Genomic DNA, 16,418 nt, shown 5'->3' on the forward strand with positions numbered 1-16,418 from the left:
CGGCGCGACCTGCGATCACCGTCAGCCGCAGTGGCTCCACGGGGACTCGTAGCCATAGATGCGGCCGTTGCCGTCCGCGATGGCGCCGCCCCACAAGATGCAACTGCCTGCCGCGCTGACCTTCACCGGGCCCGCGTAGGTGGTGTACGAACCCGCGTCCTCCACGGGGTTCCCGCCCGCCTTCTGGACGGCCGCGGCGGTGTAGCGGGCCGTGCCCGCCGTCGCGCTGCTGTGCCAGGTCACGACGCAGTTGGTGCTGCCGTTGTACAGCAGGTAGACCGTGGCGAGGCCGTTCAGGTCCTGGCTGTCGATCACGTGGTAGCTGCCCCCGCCGCACGCCGAGATCGGCGACGACGCGGCCGCCGCCGGGGCGCTGTTGACCACGGCCCCGGTGAGTACCGACGCCAGCGCGGCAACGAGTACGGCCCCTTGCTTGAACTTGCTCATGACGATGGATTCCCCTTCGTTGTGTTCGCGTGGATGGCGAACCATGCATGGAGACGGATCACCCGGCCGGAATGTGACAGGGCGTGACCACGGCCACAACGAGGCGGCGCCGGGCCCTCCCGGGTAAGGTTCTGGCGCGATCAAGAACCGGGGAGGAAATCATGGCGACGACGAGGGAAGCGCGGACGCACAGCCTGCGCACCGACGGTGCCGACATCACCTATGACGTCCTCGGCCCGTTGCCCGCCCCGGACGGCCGCCCGCCGCTGTTCATGATCGGCCAGCCGATGGGCGCCAGTGGCTTCACCACGCTCGCCTCGCTGCTGCCCGACCGCACGGTGGTCACCTACGACCCGCGTGGTCTCGGCCGCAGCACCCGCTCCGACGGCCGGACCGACAACACGCCCGAGGTCCAGGCCGAGGACGTGCACGCGATCATCGAGGCGCTCGGTGCCGGGCCGGTCGAGATGTTCGGGAGCAGCGGCGGCGCGGTGGCCGCGCTCGCGCTCGTGGTGGCGCACCCCGGCGACGTGACCACCCTGGTCGCCCACGAACCGCCGATCATCCCCGTGCTCCAGGACGCCGAGGCCGCCGACCGTGCGCGCGGCGCGGTCAAGGACGCCTACGAAGCCAAGGGCGCGAACGCGGGCATGGCCGCCTTCATCGGCATGACGTCGTGGGATGGCGAGTTCACCGACGACTACTTCGCGCAGCCCGCACCGGATCCGGCCGCGTTCGGGATGTCCACAGAGGACGACGGCACGCGCGACGATCCGTTGCTGTCCGACCGGTCGTGGGCGGTCAGCAGCTACCGGCCCGATGCCGGGGCGCTGAACGCGGCGCCGACCCGTGTCGTCATCGCGGTCGGCGAGGAGACCGGCAACACCTTCACCGGGCGCACGTCCGTGGCCACCGCCGAGTTGCTCGGACAGCGGGTCACCGTCTTCCCCAGTCACCACGGCGGCTTCGCCGGTCCCGAGTCCGGCTACGCGGGGCAGCCGGAGGCGTTCGCCGCGAGGCTCCGCGAGGTCCTCGACGGCCGCTGACGACTGTCACCCGGTCAGCCGGTCGCGGGCAGCCAGGTCCGCGTGGCGGCGGTCAGGGCGGCGGTGCCGAGGTCGAGGGTGGGGCTGATGACCGGCGCGAACAGCGGTGAGTGGTTGGCCGGCTGGGCGGCGACCCTCGCGCGGATCTCCTCGACCGACGTGGTGCCCTCGAACGCCGCCGGGTCCGCGCCGCCGAGCAGCCAGTAGACCAGGGGAGCGCCGGCCGAGGTGGCGAGGACGCCAACGTCCTCGCTGCCGGTGACCAGGCCGGGGTCCACGATGATCGGCAGGGCAGGCCGGTCATCTCCCGCACCGGCAGCCCGTCCATGTCCGCACGCAGCAACGCCGTGGGGCCATCGCCATTGCGCAGAACGCCGACCACGCCGGTGCCACCGACCCCCTCGGTCACCTCGAACCCGGCCGCGCGCAGCTCACGGGCCGCGACGGCAGCCGTGCGCGTCTCCTCGAACCCGAGTTCGGGGTGCTGGTGCAGGTCGCGGTACAGCTCGGCCAAGTCCATAAGTGCAACTATCGCAGTGGAACGGCGGAGGGCAACACGGCTCGCCGTCACACGGCCGATGACGCCCGCCGGTCGATGAGCGCCGCGACCACGATGGTCACGCCGACCGCCGCGGCGGCGAGGACGAGTGACCCGGCCAGCGGCGCGGACAGCACCAGTGCCACGCCGGGGACGACGTGGTGGGAGCGACCGGGAGAGTGCCCCCGGCGCCACAGTTCGACGGCGTCGGTGACGAGCGTGGCGACCGCGAGCACCAGCACGGGTAGCAGCACCAGGGAGAAGATGGCGACGTAGCCGTGCCGGTCGCCGTCGGCTACGGCCAGGTCGGAGCCGCTGAGCAGCAGCGCGACCCGGGTCGTCGACCAGCCCGCGATGGCGAGCCCGGCGAGGAGCAACCCACGCCGGAGCATCAGTATCCGCGTGCGCGGGGCGGGTGGGCTCTCGTCGATAACCGAACAGGTTAATCACGGACGCTCTCGATGTGGAACGGAGCCCTGCTCGCCGCCGTGAGCAGGGACCCGTGCGCTCGGTGTCAGAGTCGCGTCACAGGCCGTACCTGCTCTTGAGGTGACGCCACCAGTCACGGAACATCCACTTGTCGAACTCCGTGATCTGGGTGGCACTGCCCGCCTTCATGAGGAAGCAGCACACGCCGGTCGGCGTCCAGTCGTAGAAGTCGTCCAGCCCGAAGGTGTGGCCGACCTCGTGCAGATAGATGTGGATGTTCTCGGTCCCTCGACGTTAGAGGTGGCACTAAAGTCAGGTCAAGGCTCGAAAACCATTCGGAAAGGCAGGCGGTGACCAGACAGCGTTCCGGGTCCGTCACGCTCACCGACGTGGCGCGGCTCGCCGGCGTGTCGGTGGCCACCGCGTCGAAGGCGCTCAACGGCCGGGGCGAGGTCGCGCAGGCCACCCGAAGCCGGGTCCTGGCCGCCGCTGAGAAGCTGTCGTTCCAGCCCAACGCGCTCGCCCGAGGACTGATCTCCGGCCGCACCAGGACGATCGGGCTGCTCACCGACGAGCTCGGCGGCCGGTTCGCCATGCCCATCCTGCTGGGAGTGGAGAACGCGCTGGGCAACGAGCAGATGTCGGTCCTGCTGTGTGACGCCCGCGGCGACGCGATCCGGCGCAGGCACTACATCCGCACGCTGCTCGCGCGGCAGGTCGACGGGTTCATCGTGCTCGGCGACAGCAACGACGTCCGCGCCTCCCTCACGGCCGACATCCCGGTGCCGGTGGTGTACGTCTACGGCGAGTCCGACGACCCGGAAGACCTCTCCCTCCTTGCCGACGACGCGGGCGGGGCACGGCTCGCGGCCGAGCACCTGGTGTCGTTGCACCGCAGGCACATCGGGCACATCACCGGCCCGGCGAGCTACCGTGCCGCCCGCGACCGCGTCACCGCCCTGCGCGCGGTACTGGACGAGGCTGGCCTGGACCTGGTCGGCGAGCCGCTCCACGGTGAGTGGTCGCAGAACTGGGGCAGGCAGGCGGGCCGCATGCTCGCCGGCTCGCACCCGGAACTGGACGCGATCTTCTGCGGCAGCGACCAGGTCGCCGCCGGTGTGGCGCAGGCGCTCGCGGACCTCGGCCGCCGCGTGCCGGACGACGTCGCGCTCGTCGGTTACGACAACTGGGAGATCTTCGCCGCCGACTGCAGGCCACCACTGACCACTGTGGACGTGAACCTGGAACGCCTCGGCGCCACCGCTGTCGACCACCTGTTCGCGGCCCTGGACGGCGAGCCGCGTTCCGGTGTGATCCGCCAGCCCTGCCGTCTGGTCGTCCGCGAGTCCACCAGTCCCGGACCACCGGGCAGGGATTGATCGGCTGACGCCGGGCCCGTGGATGGGCTACTATATGCACTCCCTGTGCAAAAACAATCCCGGGAGGCACCGCTGACCACGCACGAGGCTGTGGTGGGTGACGGGCGCACGCGCCGCGCGGAGCGCACCCGTGAGGCGATCATCGACGCCCACATGGCGCTGATCCTCGATGGTGACCTGCAGCCAACCGCCAGGCGGGTCGCCGAGCGCGCCGGGGTGTCGCTACGCACGCTGTGGGGCCATTTCAAGGACCTGGAGGCGTTGTTCGCCGCGGCCGGGCAGAAGACGCTGCGGATCCAGTACGCCGACTTCCACCCGATTCCGCCGGACCAGCCGCTCGCCGACCGGATCGAGCAGTTCTGCCGGCAACGGGCCCACATGCTGGAGGTCATCGCGGGCGCGTCCCGCGCCGCGCAGATCCGGCTGCCGTACTCGAAGCAGCTCCGGGTCAACCGGGCACACCACAACGAACGCCTCCGCGCCGAGATCGCCGAGCTGTTCACCGAGGAGGTCGCCGGTGACGACGACCTCCTGTCCGCGTTGGTGGTCGCCACCACGTGGCCCGCGTGGATGGGCAGCCGCGACGATCTCGGCCTGTCCGTCGAGCAGGCCGCCACCGTCATGCACCGCACCGTCACCGCCTTGCTGACCGCACCGGAGGGCAGCCGCGATGGCTGAGCACATGCGTGAGATCGACACCGGCACCACCGACCTGCTCGCCCGCGTGGAGCGCGGCGTCGCGGTCCTCACCCTGAACCGGCCGGAGCGGCGCAACGCCCTGTCGCCGGAGATGCTCACCGCGCTCGCCGACGTGTTGGCCGTGGTGGCGGACGCGGACGACGTGCGTGCGCTGCTGCTCACGGGTGCTGGCAAGGCGTTCTGCGCCGGTGGCGACGTGAAGGCGTTCGCGGCGCGGGGCGGGGAGGGCGGCGGCACGACCGTGCCGCACGAGGAACGGATCACCCGCCAGCAGGCATTGCAGCGCGCCACCACCGGCCGCCTCCACGCCTTCCCCAAGCCGACCGTCGCCGCGCTGCCCGGAGCCGCGGCAGGCGCCGGGCTGGGCCTCGCGCTGGCCTGCGATCTGCGGATCGGGCAGCCGGGGACGGTGTTCGCGACCGCGTTCGGCAAGGTCGGGCTCTCCGGTGACTACGGCGCGACCTGGCTGCTGTCCCGCCTCGCCGGACCGGCCAGAGCCCGCCGTGCCATGTTCCTCGGCGAGCGGATCGACGCCGGGACGGCGGAGCGCTGGGGGTTGCTCGACTGGGTCGTCGATGCCGAGGTGCTGGCCGGGTTCGCGCTCGACACGGCGGCGGAGCTGGCGGCCGGGTCGCCGGAGTCCCTCGCGGCGATGAAGCAGAACCTCCTGGACGCCGAGCACCACGACCTGGCGGCGGCGATGGACCGCGAGGTGCCCCGCCACCTCGCCTGCGGTGTGACCGAGAACCACAAGGAAGCGGTGCGGGCGTTCGTGGAGAAACGCCCGCCCGTCTTCGGCTGAATCCCCCTCAGGCGCGGTACTTGGCGAGTTCGCGGCGCGCGAGGGACCGCTTGTGCACCTCGTCGGGCCCGTCCGCGAGGCGGAGCGTGCGGGCGCTCGACCACAGCTGTGCGAGCGGGAAGTCCTGGCTCACGCCCGCCGCGCCGTGCACCTGGATCGCCTTGTCGAGGATCCACTCGACGGCGGACGGGGTGGCGATCTTGATGGCCTGGATCTCGGTGTGCGCACCCTGGTTGCCGACCGTGTCCATCAGCCACGCGGTCTTGAGCACCAGCAACCGCAGCTGCTCGATCCGCACCCTGGCGTCGGCGATCCAGTCCCGCACGACCCCCTGGTCGGCGACCGGTTTGCCGAACGCGACGCGATCCGATGCCCTGCGGCACATCAGTTCCAGCGCCCGCTCCGCGATGCCGATCAGCCGCATGCAGTGGTGGATGCGGCCGGGGCCGAGGCGTGCCTGCGCCATGGCGAACCCGCCGTGCGCCTCGCCGAGCAGGTTGGCGGCCGGGACGCGGGCGCGGTCGAACACGATCTCGGCGTGGCCACCCTTCGTGCCGTCCGTGTAGCCGAACACGTGCAGGCCACGCCGGATCTCGACGCCTGGCGTGCCGACCGGGACGAGCACCATGCTGTGCCGCCGGTGCGACGGCCCGTCCTGGTCGGTCACGCCCATCACGATCAGCAGCCGGCAGGCCGGGTTGAGTGCCCCCGTGATGAACCACTTCCGCCCGCTGATGACGTAGGAGTCGCCGTCGCGCGTGATGGTGGTGGCGATGTTGCGGGCGTCGGAGGAGGCCACCTCTGGCTCGGTCATCGCGAACGCGGACCGGATCCGCGCCGCCAGCAACGGTGTCAGCCACTCGTCGCGCTGCGCCGGGGTGCCGAACATGGACAGCAGCTCCATGTTCCCGGTGTCCGGCGCGGCACAGTTCAGTGCTGACGGGGCGAGCGCGGGGCTGCGGCCGGTGATCTCGGCGAGCGGCGCGTACTGCAGGTTGGTCAGCCCGGCGCCGTCCTCGCCGGGCAGGAAGAGGTTCCACAGCCCCGCTTCCCGCGCGGCGGCCTGCAGCTCACCGATGACCGGCGGCGCCGCCCACGGGTCGTCCCGCTCGGCGGCCTGTGCGGCGTACACCGGCTCCGCGGGGAGGATGTGGCTGTCCATGAACGCGGAGAGCCGCGCCCGCAGGTCCTCGGTCCGCTCGTCGTAACCGAAGTGCATGCGTGTTCCTCTCGATCATGGTGTCAGAGCAGCTGTGCGAGACCGCGTTCCACCAGCGGCCGGACCTGGGCGCCGACGTGGTCGAACCCCGGGCCCACGGTCTGCCCGTGCAGGTGCCGGTAGTGCACGCCCTCGAGGATCACCGCGAGCTTGAACGCGGCGAACGCCCGGTACCAGCACAGGTCCGACAGGTCCCGCCCGGAGGCGGCCGCGTACCGCGCCAGCATGTCCTCGACGCTCGGGTGCCCGGCGACCGACGACGGCGACCGGGGCGGTCCGTGTTCCGGCACGACCGGGCGCTCGGCGTACAGCAGCATCAGCGCCACGTCGGTGAGCGGGTCGCCGAGCGTGGACATCTCCCAGTCGAGCACGACCCGCACCCGGTACCCGTCCGTGTCGACGAGCACGTTGTCCAGCCGGAAGTCGCCGTGCAACACGGTCGCGTCCCGGCCGGGCGGGATGTCGGCGGCCAGCCTGGCGTGCAGCTCGTCGATGCCCGGCACCTCCCGGCTGCGTGAGTCGTCGAGCTGGCGGCGCCACCGGCGGACCTGCCGCTCGTTGAACCCTTGTGGCCGCCCGAAGTCGACGAGCCCGACCGCCGCGCTGTCCACGGCGTGCAGTGCCGCCAGCACGTCGACGGTCTCCAGCACCAGCCCGCGCAGCCGGTCCTCGCCGAGGCCGTCGAGCAGCGCCGGGTCGCGTAGCACCGCGCCGGGCACGTGCTCCATCAGGTAGAACGGCGCACCAAGCACGCCGGTGTCCTCACACAGCCGCACCATTTTCGGCACGGGCACCGGCGAGTCCGCCAGTGCCCGCATGACCGTGAACTCGCGGCGCATGTCGTGGGCGGTGGCCAGCACGTGCCACAGCGGTGGCCGCCGCAGCACCCACTCCTCGGTCCCGTCGGTGACGTGGTAGGTCAGGTTCGACTTCCCGCCGCCGAGGACGCGACCGGTCAGCGGGCCGGTGTCCAGGTAGTCCCGGAGACGTTCGAGGTCGAGGCCCGGCAGGGTCATCGGGCGTCGTCGAACAGCTCGACCGGGAAGTCCCGCGTCTTCGACATCGTCCACTGTGGAGCGCGCTTCTCCTTGAACGCGTTGACGCCCTCCGGCGCGTCCGCGTGCTGCCCGGCCCAGCGGAACAGTTTGCGTTCCAGCTCCAGCGCCGCGGCCTGGTCGGTCTCCTGGAGGAACGCGCGGGCGACGAGCTTGGTGATGGCCGCCGACACGGGCGCGACGTTGGTGGCGATGTCGTGGCCAGCGGCGATGGCGGCGGGCAGGACGTCCTCGGCGGGCAGCGCCCGGGACGCGAGGCCGACCTCGGCCGCCTCCCGGCCACGGAAGATCCGGCCGGTCAGCAGCAGGTCGATCGCGCGGGCGTACCCGATGAGGCGCGGCAGGCTCCACAACAGGTCGGCGTCCGGGATGACGCCCCTGCGGTTGAACACGAAGCCCAGCTTGGCGTCCTCGGCGACGTACATGATGTCCGCGCGCAACGCCATGGTGATGCCCGCGCCGACGGCCGCGCCGTTGACCGCGGCGATCACCGGGGTGCGCAGCCGGTCCGCGCCCTTGTGCGGGCCGGGGTACTTCGCCTCGGCCGCGTCGCGGGTGAGCGAGCCGTCGAACGTGCGGCCCGATGCCTGCAGCCCGGCACCCGCACAGAACGCGCGGCCCGCGCCGGTCAGCACGATCGCGCGGATGTCGTCGTCGCGGTCGAACTCGCCGAACGCGTGGTTCATCTCCGAGGACATCAGCCAGTCCCACGAGTTCAGCACGTCGGGCCGGTTGAGGGTGACGATGCCGACCGGGCCGTCCCGGTCGACGATGATCGATTCGTAGGTCTGCACGGCGGTCACGGGTCTCCTCGGGTGATCGGGCGGGGTTCACAGGCCGATGCGGTCGGCGAGTTGCCGCCGGTACGCGCCGACGTCGCCGAAGAGCATCAGCGAGGCCTTGGCGCGCTTGAAGTACAGGTGGGCGTCGTGCTCCCAGGTGAAGCCGATGCCGCCGTGGAGCTGGACGTTGTCACCGGCCGCGCGGAAGTACGCCTCGGCGGCCGACGCCTTCGCGAGCGTCGCGACGACCGGCAGCTCCGCCGGGTTCTCGGCGGCCGCCCACGCCGCGTAGCCGGCGGCGGCGCGGGCGCCCTCGATCTCGACCAGCATCTCGGCGCACTTGTGCTTCACCGCCTGGAACCGGCCGATCGGCCCGCCGAACTGCTCCCGCACCTTCGCGTAGCCGACCGCCATGTCCAGGCACGCCTGCGCGCCGCCGACCATCTCCGCGGCCAGCAACAGGTTCGCGACGTCCAGCGCGGCCGAGAGCAGCCGCCCGCCGTCGCCGACCGCGCCGACCGGGATGCATGGCGTGTCGTCGAAGTCCAGGCGTGCCAACGGTCGGGTCTGGTCCAGGGTGGGCAGAGGCGTGCGGGTGAAGGAGTCCTCCACCGCGACGACGGTCGCGGTCGGCCCGGTGCCCGCGACGACGAGGACCAGGTCGGCGACCGAGCCGTCGAGCACCAGCGACGCGCTGCCGGACAGGCGCCTGCCCGCCGCCGAGTCGGTCACCGACAACGACGTGCCAGAGGAGTCCCAGCCCGCACCAGGCGCGAGCCAGGCGACCGTGGCGACCGTCTGTCCACTCGCGATCCCCGGCAGATAACGCGCGAGCGCGTCGTCGTCCCCGCTGGCCAGCAGCAGCGGGACCGCGAGCCCGACGGTGGCCAGCAGCGGCGCGGGAAGCAGCGCGCGGCCGCACTCCTCGAAGACGTGCGCCAGCTCCTGGCAGCCGAACCCGGCGCCGTCGTACTTCTCCGGAATGCCGAGACCCTGTACCCCGAGGCCCGTTAGCGCGGTCCACACGGCGGGGTCGTGCGCCGACGGCGTGGCCATCAGCTCACGGACGTGGGGGAGCGGCATGCGGTCACCGAGGAACCGGCGGACCGTGGCACGCAGCTCCTCCTGCTCTGTGGTGGTCGCGAGGCTCATCGGGTTCCTCCCGGCGCGGGGTCCTTTGGCAGGCCGAGGACGCGCTCGGCCACGATGTTGCGCTGCACCTCGGCCGTGCCGCCCCAGATGGTGTGCGAACGGGTCACCAGGAACTCCTCCTGCCAGTGCCCCAGCTCGTAGTCCTCGCCCACCAGCAGCGCGTCCGGGCCGAGCAGGTCCATGGCGATCTCGGTCATCCTGCGCTGGTACTCCGACCAGCGGATCTTGCTCGTCGACCCGTTGCCGGCACCGCGACCGGTGCCGCCCGCCGCCAGGTCGGCAACCAGCCCGAGCCCGGTGAACCGGATCGTCTCCACCTGCGAGTACGCCCAGGCGAGCTGCTCGCGGACCCGCACGTCGTCGATCAGGCCGCGTTTGCGTACCTCGTCGACGAGTTGCCAGAACTGGCGCAGGAAGGCGACGTGCTGGGTGGTGGCGCTGCCGCCGCGTTCGCTGCCCAGCGTGGTCATCGCGACCCGCCAGCCGTTGTCTAGACCGCCGATGACGTTGTCGAGCGGGGCCCTGGTGCCGGTGAAGAACGTCTCGGAGAACAACGCCTTGCCGGTCATCCGCGTGATGGGGCGGAACTCGACGCCGTTGTCCTCGACGGACGCGAGGACGTAGGAGATGCCCTTGTGCTTGGGCACGTCCGGGTTCGTCCGGCACAGCAGGAAGATCATGTTCGCCTTCCAGAACCCGGACGTCCACACTTTCTGCCCGTTGATGACCAGTTCGTCGCCGTCGACGACGCCGGTGGTGCGCAGGCTCGCGAGGTCCGAGCCTGCTTCGGGCTCGGAGAAGCCCTGGCAGTAGTCGTGTTCGCCGGAGATGATCGGCGGCAGGACCCGGCGTTTCTGCTCCTCGGTGGCGTGGGCGATGACCGCGGGGCCGACCAGCGACTCGCCCATGCCGCGGGTCAGCCTTGGCACGTCGGCCCGCCCGAACTCCTCGTTCATGATCGCGACCTCGACACCGGAGAGCCCCCGGCCGCCGTACTCGACCGGCCAGGCCACGCACATGTACCCGGCCTCGGTGAGGGTGCCTGCCCACCGCGCCAGACGTGGCTCCAGCTCCGGGTCGGGGCCGCGCGGGACGCGAACACCGCGGATCTCGTCCGGGGCGGTGGCGGCGAGCCAGTCGCGGACCTCGGCGCGGAACTCCTGCTGTGCCGGGGTGTAGTCGATGGGGGAGTGGGCATCCGGCGTGCTCATGGCGTGGGAACCGTTCTCGTGGCGGAACTTCCCGCATCAACGGGCGTACCGGGCGTGCGGGGTGTATCGGTGTCGGCGGTGGGTCGGTCGGCGATCACGCCGGTGGCGCGCAGACGGGCTATCCGGTCCTCGTCGTAGCCCAGCAGATCCGCCAGCACCGTGTCGTTGTGCTGGCCGAACAAAGGCGCCGGGCGGTGGTGGCCGCCGGGGGTGCGGTCGTGCCGGAAACCGAGCGCGCCGTAGTCCCGCGTACCGACCCGGGGGTGGTCGAGCGTCACGACCAGCCCCGCGTCCCGCAGGGCCGTGCTCGTCGCGATCGCGCCACCCGCGAGGACGGGTGCGGCGGGCACTCCTGCCGCCTGCAACCGCGCGGCGACCTCGGTCTTGTCCTGTGTGGACACCCAGTCGGCGATCGCGGTGTGCACGTCCGCTCCGGCGCGGTCGGCGGTGGTGAGGTCGGGCCGGTCCATCAACCCGCACAGGGTCCGCCACCGCGTGTCGTCGGCGATCGCGATCGCGACCCACTGGTCCTCCCCGCGCGCCGGGAACGCGTCGTGCGGGGCGAACCCGGCCGCGGCGTTGCCGTCTGGCCGCCATGTCGTGCCGGTCTCGAGTTGTTCGAGGACGTACTCGCCGATCCAGTGCGCTGCGGCCTCGACCTGTGGCACCTCGACGCGCGTGCCGACCCCGGTGCGGGCACGGAGTTCCAGCGCGGTCACCACGGCCGCGACCGCGTTGAGTCCGCCGGTCGGGTCCATGTAGGCCGGGCCGGTGAGCACGGGTGTGCCGTCCGCGTAGCCCATGAGCGCGGTCATGCCCGACGCGGGCTCCATGGTCTTGCCCATGCCCTGGTGGGCCGACATGGGTCCGCCGGGGCCGAACGCGGGCATCTCGACGACGATGATCCTCGGGTTGATCTCGCGCAGCGCCGCGTACCCGGCGCCGAGCCGCTCCAGGACGCCGGGGGTGAAGTTCGCCAGCACCACGTCCGCGGTGGCCGCGAGGTCCCGCATGACCGCCGCCGACCCGTCCACCTTGAGGTCCAGCGCGAGCGAACGCTTGTCGAGGTTCTGGGAGTTGAACAGGACGTTGCGGTTCTGCGGGTCGTCGCCGGGATCCAGCTCCGGGTAGTAGAACCGGGCGCCACCCGCGCGGGTGCCACGCCACGAGTCGGGGTGGCTCGGCGCCTCGACCTTGACCACGTCCGCGCCGAGGAAACCGAGACAGCGCCCGGCGAACGGGCCCGCCCACGCGGTGGTGAACTCGAGGACCCGAATCCCTGCCAGGGGCCCGCTCATCGCACACCTCCGAGGTGGAACAACCGGCCGAGCGCCGGTTTGCCGTCGACCTCGCGAAGCATGCCTCGGGCCCGCCAGTGCTCCGATGCCACCAGCTCACCCAGGTCGCCCACCTTCTCCGCGCTGACCCGCCCGGCCTGGCACGCGGCGACCACGTCGTCGCCACGCATCGCGGATGCCCGTTCCTGCAACAGGTCCACGACCTCCGGCCAGTGCGCGAGCCGGTCACCGGAGGTGGCGAACCGGGGATCGGAGAGCAGCTCCGCACGATCGAACACGCGGCACAGGGCGGGCCAGTTGCGGATCGCGAACAGCACCACCCACGCGTCGGCACACCGCAGCACCGCGAGGAACCCCGGGTAGCGGGCGCGGGTCTCCTCGGTGCCGTTGTAGCTGAACTGGCTCACCAGGTTCTGCGCCATGGCGGACGCGGACTCGAACACCGTCGCCCGGACCCGCTGGCCACGCCCGGAGGTCCGGCGTTCGTGCAACGCGGCCACGATCGAGATGTAGGCGGTGGTGCCGGTCGCGTACGCCGAGCGGTGGCCGAGCCCGTAGATCGGCGGGCGGCCGACCGAGCCGGTCGCGTTCATCACCCCGGCCAGTGCCTGGTGGATCATCTCGGTGCCGGTCCAGTCCTGGTACGGGCCGGGCGGGAAGTCGCCGACCTCGCAGTCGATCACCGTGTCCGTGAGCGCTGGTGGCGCACCCTGGTCCCGCAGTACGACGTCGGCGCGGGCCACCAGGTCCCGCACCACCTCACCGGTGGCGGCGACACACTGCTTGCCCTGGTTGAGATGCCGGAACAGAAAGGACCGGCCGTCCGGTGCCAGCGGCGGCGTGCGCCGGGTCGGCGTGCCCTCCGGTGGCTCCGCGAGGACCACGGTCGCGCCGTACATCGCGAGCAGCCGTCCCGCGTACTGCCCGGCGACGGTCGACGACAGGTCCGCGACCACCACCCCGTCGAGGGGTTCAGGCGACGGTGACTCAGGCAACGCTGACTCAGGCGACGATGACATCGTCCTCCTTCCGCTCCGTGCGCAGGACCCCCGAGCTCATCCGGTCGCGTAGCGCGTCGCCGACGCGGTACACGCACAGCACCACCACGCCGAGCAGCACACCGGGCGCGATGATCTGGGCGGGGGCGGACAGGATCTGGGCATAGGCGTCGGAAAGGTCGCTGCCCCAGCTCGGCGCGGGTTTCGGCACGCCGAGGCCGAGGAACGACAGCACACCCTGGATCACGAACGTCAGTCCGGTGTAGATGGTCATCTGCACGACCACCGGGCGCAGCGCGAGCGGCAGCACGTGCCGCGCGAGGATGATCGGCGTGCGCACCCCGGACAGCCGCGCGCTCTGCACGAACTGCTGCTGCCGCACCGCGAGCACGCCGGACCGGGTCAGCTGCGCGGTGTTGGGCGACAGCACCAGCCCGATCGCGACCATCGAGGTGACGAGCCCGGCGCCGAGCGAGCCGGTGATCGCCACCGCGAGCACCATCGTGGGAAACGCGATCATGATGTCCGCGAACCGCATCAGAAAGGTGCCGGTGAAGCGTGGCCAGTACCCGGCGACCGTGCCCCACAGGACGCCGAGCACGAACGTCACGCTCACGGCGATCGCGACACCGCCGAACGCGTTGCGGCCGCCCCAGATCAGCCTGCTCAGCACGTCGCGGCCGAACTGGTCGGTGCCGAGCAGGTGCGCGCCGGACGGCCCGGAGAGCCGGTTGGTCAGGTCCTGCGCGAGCGGGTCGTACGGGGCGACCCATGGCGCGAAGATCGCCGCCGACAGCAGCGCGACGAGGATGCCCAGCGCCACGAAGAGACCGGCACGGTTCATGTCACTCACCCCGGTTCGCCGGGCTGACGAGGCCGTTGACGATGTCGACCACGAGGTTCACCACGAGCGCGATCACCACGTACACCAGGACGATGCCCAGGATCAGCGTGTAGTCCCGGACCCCGATCGCGTTGACCAGTGCGCTGCCCATGCCGGGCAGCACGAAGATCTTCTCCAGTACGAGCGTCACGCCGAGCTGTCCCAGCGCCAGCAGCGCGACCACGTTCAGCACGGTCGGCAGTGCCGCGCGGAACGCGTACCGCCAGGTGACCACCCGCTCCGGCAGGCCCATCGCCCGCGCGGTGCGGGTGTGCTCGCTCGCGAGCGCGTCCACCATCGCGGCGCTGACCTGCCGGATCACGATCGCGCTGCCGCCGAGGATCATCGGCAGCACCGGCAGGATCACGTGGTACAGGTTGCCGAAGGGGTCCTCGGTGAACCTCGGGTAGCCGAGCCGGGGGAGCAGCCCAAGTCCCACCGAGAACACGCTGATCAGCACGAGCGCCAGGAAGAAGTCCGGCACCGCGAGACCGACACCGGAGATGGTGCGGATCCACCGGCCGGAGCGCTTGTTCGCCCGCTTCGCCGCGAACACCCCAAGTGGTAGCGCGATCACGATCGTCCCGACGATCGCCAGCAGTACCAGTTCGAGCGTCACCGGCAGCGCGAGCCCGATCAGGTCCGCCACCGGCTGACCGGTCTGGAACGACACCCCGAGGTCACCGGTGACGGCCTTGCCCAGCCAGGAGAAGAACTGCACCACCACCGGCCGGTCGAGCCCGAGCTGCTTCTCCACGACGGCGATCGCCTCCGGCGTGGCCTCCTCGCCGAGCCGCGCGTACGCCGGGCCACCGGGGATGATCTTGACGAGCAGGAAGGTCAGCAGCCCGGCACCGATCGCGGTCGGGATGAACAACAGCAGCCGCCGGAGGATGAACCTCGGCAGGCCACCGGCGGCGAGGAAACCGCGGCGCGGGTCGTCGTGGGTGGTGTGGGCCTCCCCGCCGTCCCCGGGGGTCTCCCGGGGACGGTCGGGTGCGAGCGCGGTGGCGGAGCGCATCAGCCGGCCGCGGTGACGCCGAGCGCGGTGAAGTCCGCCTCACCGTTGACGGCGAACGCCTCGCTGCCGCCGGTGACCCGGTCGGACCACGCGGCAACGTACGGCGTGTAGAACAGCGGGACGATCGGCAGCTGCTCCTGCAGGACCTCGTTGGCCGTCCGCAGCGCCGCCATCAGCTCATCGTCGTTCGTCGAGCGGTTCAGCGCCTCGACCGCCTTGTCCCCGTCCGGGATGGGCGCCTTGCCCGCGTTGCCGGACGAGGTCGTGGTGAGCAGCCTGCGGTAGATCGTCATCCAGTCCGGGCCGGAGTTCATGCCGGTGGAGAAGATGTCGTACTGGTGGTCGGTGTAGAAGCTCTTCGTGGCGTCGGGCAACGCCTTCGCCTCGAAGGTGACCTTGATACCGACCTGCGCGAGCTGCTGGGACACGATCACGCCGGTGTCCTGGAAGTTGCTGCCGTCCAGGGAGACCCCGCGCAGCGTGAGCCCGTCCGGATGCCCAGCCTCGGCGAGCAGCTGCTTCGCCTTCTTCGGGTCGTAGCCGTACGCGTCGTCCATGTCGTCCATGTGGTACGGATGGCCCGGCGGGTACGGCTGCACGGCGCCGACGTCGGTCAGCCCGTTCGACCCGGTCTCGGCGAGCGCCGTGCGGTCGATCGCGTAGCTGATGGCCTGGCGGATCCGCACGTCCTGGAGCGGGCCCTGGCTGCGGTCGATGTTCAGGTCGGCGATCGACACGCCGATCTCGGTGCTGACCTTCAGTGTCGGCTGTTCCTGCAGCGACTGCGCGGCGGTCGGTTCCAGCCGGTAGCCGTAGTCGGCCTGCCCGCCGGTGAGCGCGGCGACCTGCGCGGACGGGTCGGTGATGATGGCGACGTTGATCGCGGCGGCCTGGCCCTTCTTCGCACCGGCCTCCTGGTAGTCGTCCCAGCGGGTCAGCTTCACCGAGCTACCCGGCACGAACTCGGTCAGCCGGTAGGGCCCGGCGCCGACCGGTTTCGACCCGAACGCGGAACCCTGCGCCGCGCGTGCCTTGGGGGAGGCGAGCATGCCGAGGCGGCTGCCGAGCAGGTCGACGAGTCCGGCGAGCGGGCTCTTCAGGGCGAACGCGAGGGTGTCCTCCCCTTGTGCGGACACGCCTTCGAGGCCCGGCACGGTCTGGTTGCCGAGCTCGAGACACTGGTCGATGCTCTCGACCGCGGTCTCGGCGTTGAGCGGGGAGCCGTCCTGGAACGTCAGTCCTTTTTGGAGGGTGAGGGTGAGCGTGCGGCCGTCGGCCGAGGTCTCCCACTCGGTCGCGATGCCGGGGGACAGCTCGCCGGTCGCCGGGTCGGAACGGATCAGCGGCGCGTAGATCGCGGTCATGTAGGCGAGTTCGGAGCCGCTGAGCGTGCCGCAGGGGTCGAACTGGTTGGGCACGGCGCCATGGACGACGTTGACCGTGCCCTGCGGGTCCGGGG

Annotated in this window: 17 protein-coding genes; 4 read left to right on the plus strand and 13 right to left on the minus strand. The window is 71.4% G+C overall.

What is annotated here, in order from left to right:
• Nucleotides 1-21 precede the first annotated feature (21 nt).
• A complete protein-coding gene (locus WBA97_RS08835; protein WP_424230235.1) occupies nt 22-447 on the minus strand; it encodes a hypothetical protein in 426 nt (141 codons plus the stop codon).
• A 161-nt stretch (nt 448-608) separates the two neighbouring features.
• On the opposite strand from WBA97_RS08835, the gene WBA97_RS08840 reads away from it, so the two are divergent.
• A complete protein-coding gene (locus tag WBA97_RS08840; RefSeq protein WP_424230236.1) occupies nt 609-1,493 on the plus strand; it encodes an alpha/beta fold hydrolase in 885 nt (294 codons plus the stop codon).
• 14 nt (nt 1,494-1,507) lie between these two features.
• On the opposite strand, the gene WBA97_RS08845 is transcribed toward WBA97_RS08840, so the two are convergent.
• Together WBA97_RS08845 and WBA97_RS08850 are read right to left on the minus strand one after the other, a co-directional pair.
• Complete coding sequence (locus WBA97_RS08845; RefSeq protein ID WP_424230237.1) at nt 1,508-1,771, minus strand: hypothetical protein; 264 nt, start codon at nt 1,769-1,771, stop codon at nt 1,508-1,510.
• A gap of 289 nt (nt 1,772-2,060) precedes the next feature.
• Nucleotides 2,061-2,423 (minus strand): hypothetical protein, encoded by a 363-nt coding sequence (locus WBA97_RS08850; protein ID WP_424230238.1) that lies wholly within the window; start codon nt 2,421-2,423, stop codon nt 2,061-2,063.
• Between the two features lie 387 nt (nt 2,424-2,810).
• Between WBA97_RS08850 and WBA97_RS08855 the strand changes: the two genes are divergently transcribed.
• The 3 genes from WBA97_RS08855 to WBA97_RS08865 are packed head-to-tail and all read left to right on the plus strand — an operon-like array spanning nt 2,811 to nt 5,340.
• On the plus strand, nt 2,811-3,839 hold the full coding sequence (locus WBA97_RS08855; protein WP_424230239.1) for a LacI family DNA-binding transcriptional regulator: 1,029 nt from the start codon (nt 2,811-2,813) through the stop codon (nt 3,837-3,839).
• Between the two features lie 45 nt (nt 3,840-3,884).
• The gene (locus tag WBA97_RS08860; RefSeq protein ID WP_424230240.1) at nt 3,885-4,517 is read left to right on the plus strand and encodes a TetR/AcrR family transcriptional regulator; all 633 of its coding nucleotides are present in this window, start codon (nt 3,885-3,887) and stop codon (nt 4,515-4,517) included.
• Complete coding sequence (locus WBA97_RS08865) at nt 4,510-5,340, plus strand: enoyl-CoA hydratase-related protein (protein WP_424230241.1); 831 nt, start codon at nt 4,510-4,512, stop codon at nt 5,338-5,340. Before WBA97_RS08860 ends, WBA97_RS08865 begins: the two co-directional genes overlap by 8 nt.
• A 7-nt stretch (nt 5,341-5,347) precedes the next feature.
• Here WBA97_RS08865 and WBA97_RS08870 read toward each other — a convergent pair whose 3' ends face one another.
• From WBA97_RS08870 to WBA97_RS08915, 10 genes are all read right to left on the minus strand, one after another.
• Entirely contained in the window at nt 5,348-6,559 is a 1,212-nt protein-coding gene (locus tag WBA97_RS08870) for an acyl-CoA dehydrogenase family protein (protein ID WP_424230242.1), read from the minus strand.
• A 23-nt stretch (nt 6,560-6,582) separates the two neighbouring features.
• Nucleotides 6,583-7,575, minus strand: coding sequence for a phosphotransferase family protein (locus WBA97_RS08875; protein WP_424230243.1), 993 nt, complete (start codon nt 7,573-7,575; stop codon nt 6,583-6,585).
• Nucleotides 7,572-8,417: an enoyl-CoA hydratase-related protein gene (locus WBA97_RS08880; protein ID WP_424230244.1), complete on the minus strand. Its 846-nt coding sequence runs from the start codon at nt 8,415-8,417 to the stop codon at nt 7,572-7,574. The genes WBA97_RS08875 and WBA97_RS08880 overlap by 4 nt, the downstream gene beginning before the upstream one ends.
• A gap of 27 nt (nt 8,418-8,444) precedes the next feature.
• Nucleotides 8,445-9,548: an acyl-CoA dehydrogenase family protein gene (locus WBA97_RS08885; protein ID WP_424230245.1), complete on the minus strand. Its 1,104-nt coding sequence runs from the start codon at nt 9,546-9,548 to the stop codon at nt 8,445-8,447.
• Nucleotides 9,545-10,759 (minus strand): acyl-CoA dehydrogenase family protein, encoded by a 1,215-nt coding sequence (locus tag WBA97_RS08890; RefSeq protein ID WP_424230246.1) that lies wholly within the window; start codon nt 10,757-10,759, stop codon nt 9,545-9,547. The genes WBA97_RS08885 and WBA97_RS08890 overlap by 4 nt, the downstream gene beginning before the upstream one ends.
• Entirely contained in the window at nt 10,756-12,057 is a 1,302-nt protein-coding gene (locus tag WBA97_RS08895) for a CaiB/BaiF CoA transferase family protein (RefSeq protein WP_424230247.1), read from the minus strand. The genes WBA97_RS08890 and WBA97_RS08895 overlap by 4 nt, the downstream gene beginning before the upstream one ends.
• Nucleotides 12,054-13,076, minus strand: coding sequence for a CoA transferase (locus WBA97_RS08900; RefSeq protein WP_424230248.1), 1,023 nt, complete (start codon nt 13,074-13,076; stop codon nt 12,054-12,056). Before WBA97_RS08900 ends, WBA97_RS08895 begins: the two co-directional genes overlap by 4 nt.
• On the minus strand, nt 13,060-13,899 hold the full coding sequence (locus tag WBA97_RS08905; RefSeq protein ID WP_424230249.1) for an ABC transporter permease: 840 nt from the start codon (nt 13,897-13,899) through the stop codon (nt 13,060-13,062). The genes WBA97_RS08900 and WBA97_RS08905 overlap by 17 nt, the downstream gene beginning before the upstream one ends.
• Nucleotide 13,900: 1 nt before the next feature.
• Nucleotides 13,901-14,959, minus strand: a complete 1,059-nt coding sequence (locus WBA97_RS08910) for an ABC transporter permease (protein WP_424230250.1) — start codon at nt 14,957-14,959, stop codon at nt 13,901-13,903.
• On the minus strand, nt 14,959-16,418 hold a 1,460-nt coding region (locus WBA97_RS08915; RefSeq protein ID WP_424230251.1), incomplete at its 5' end, for an ABC transporter substrate-binding protein. The genes WBA97_RS08910 and WBA97_RS08915, both read right to left, overlap by 1 nt.

This window comes from Actinophytocola sp., assembly GCF_049647105.1.
Taxonomy (GTDB): Bacteria; Actinomycetota; Actinomycetes; order Mycobacteriales; family Pseudonocardiaceae; genus Actinophytocola.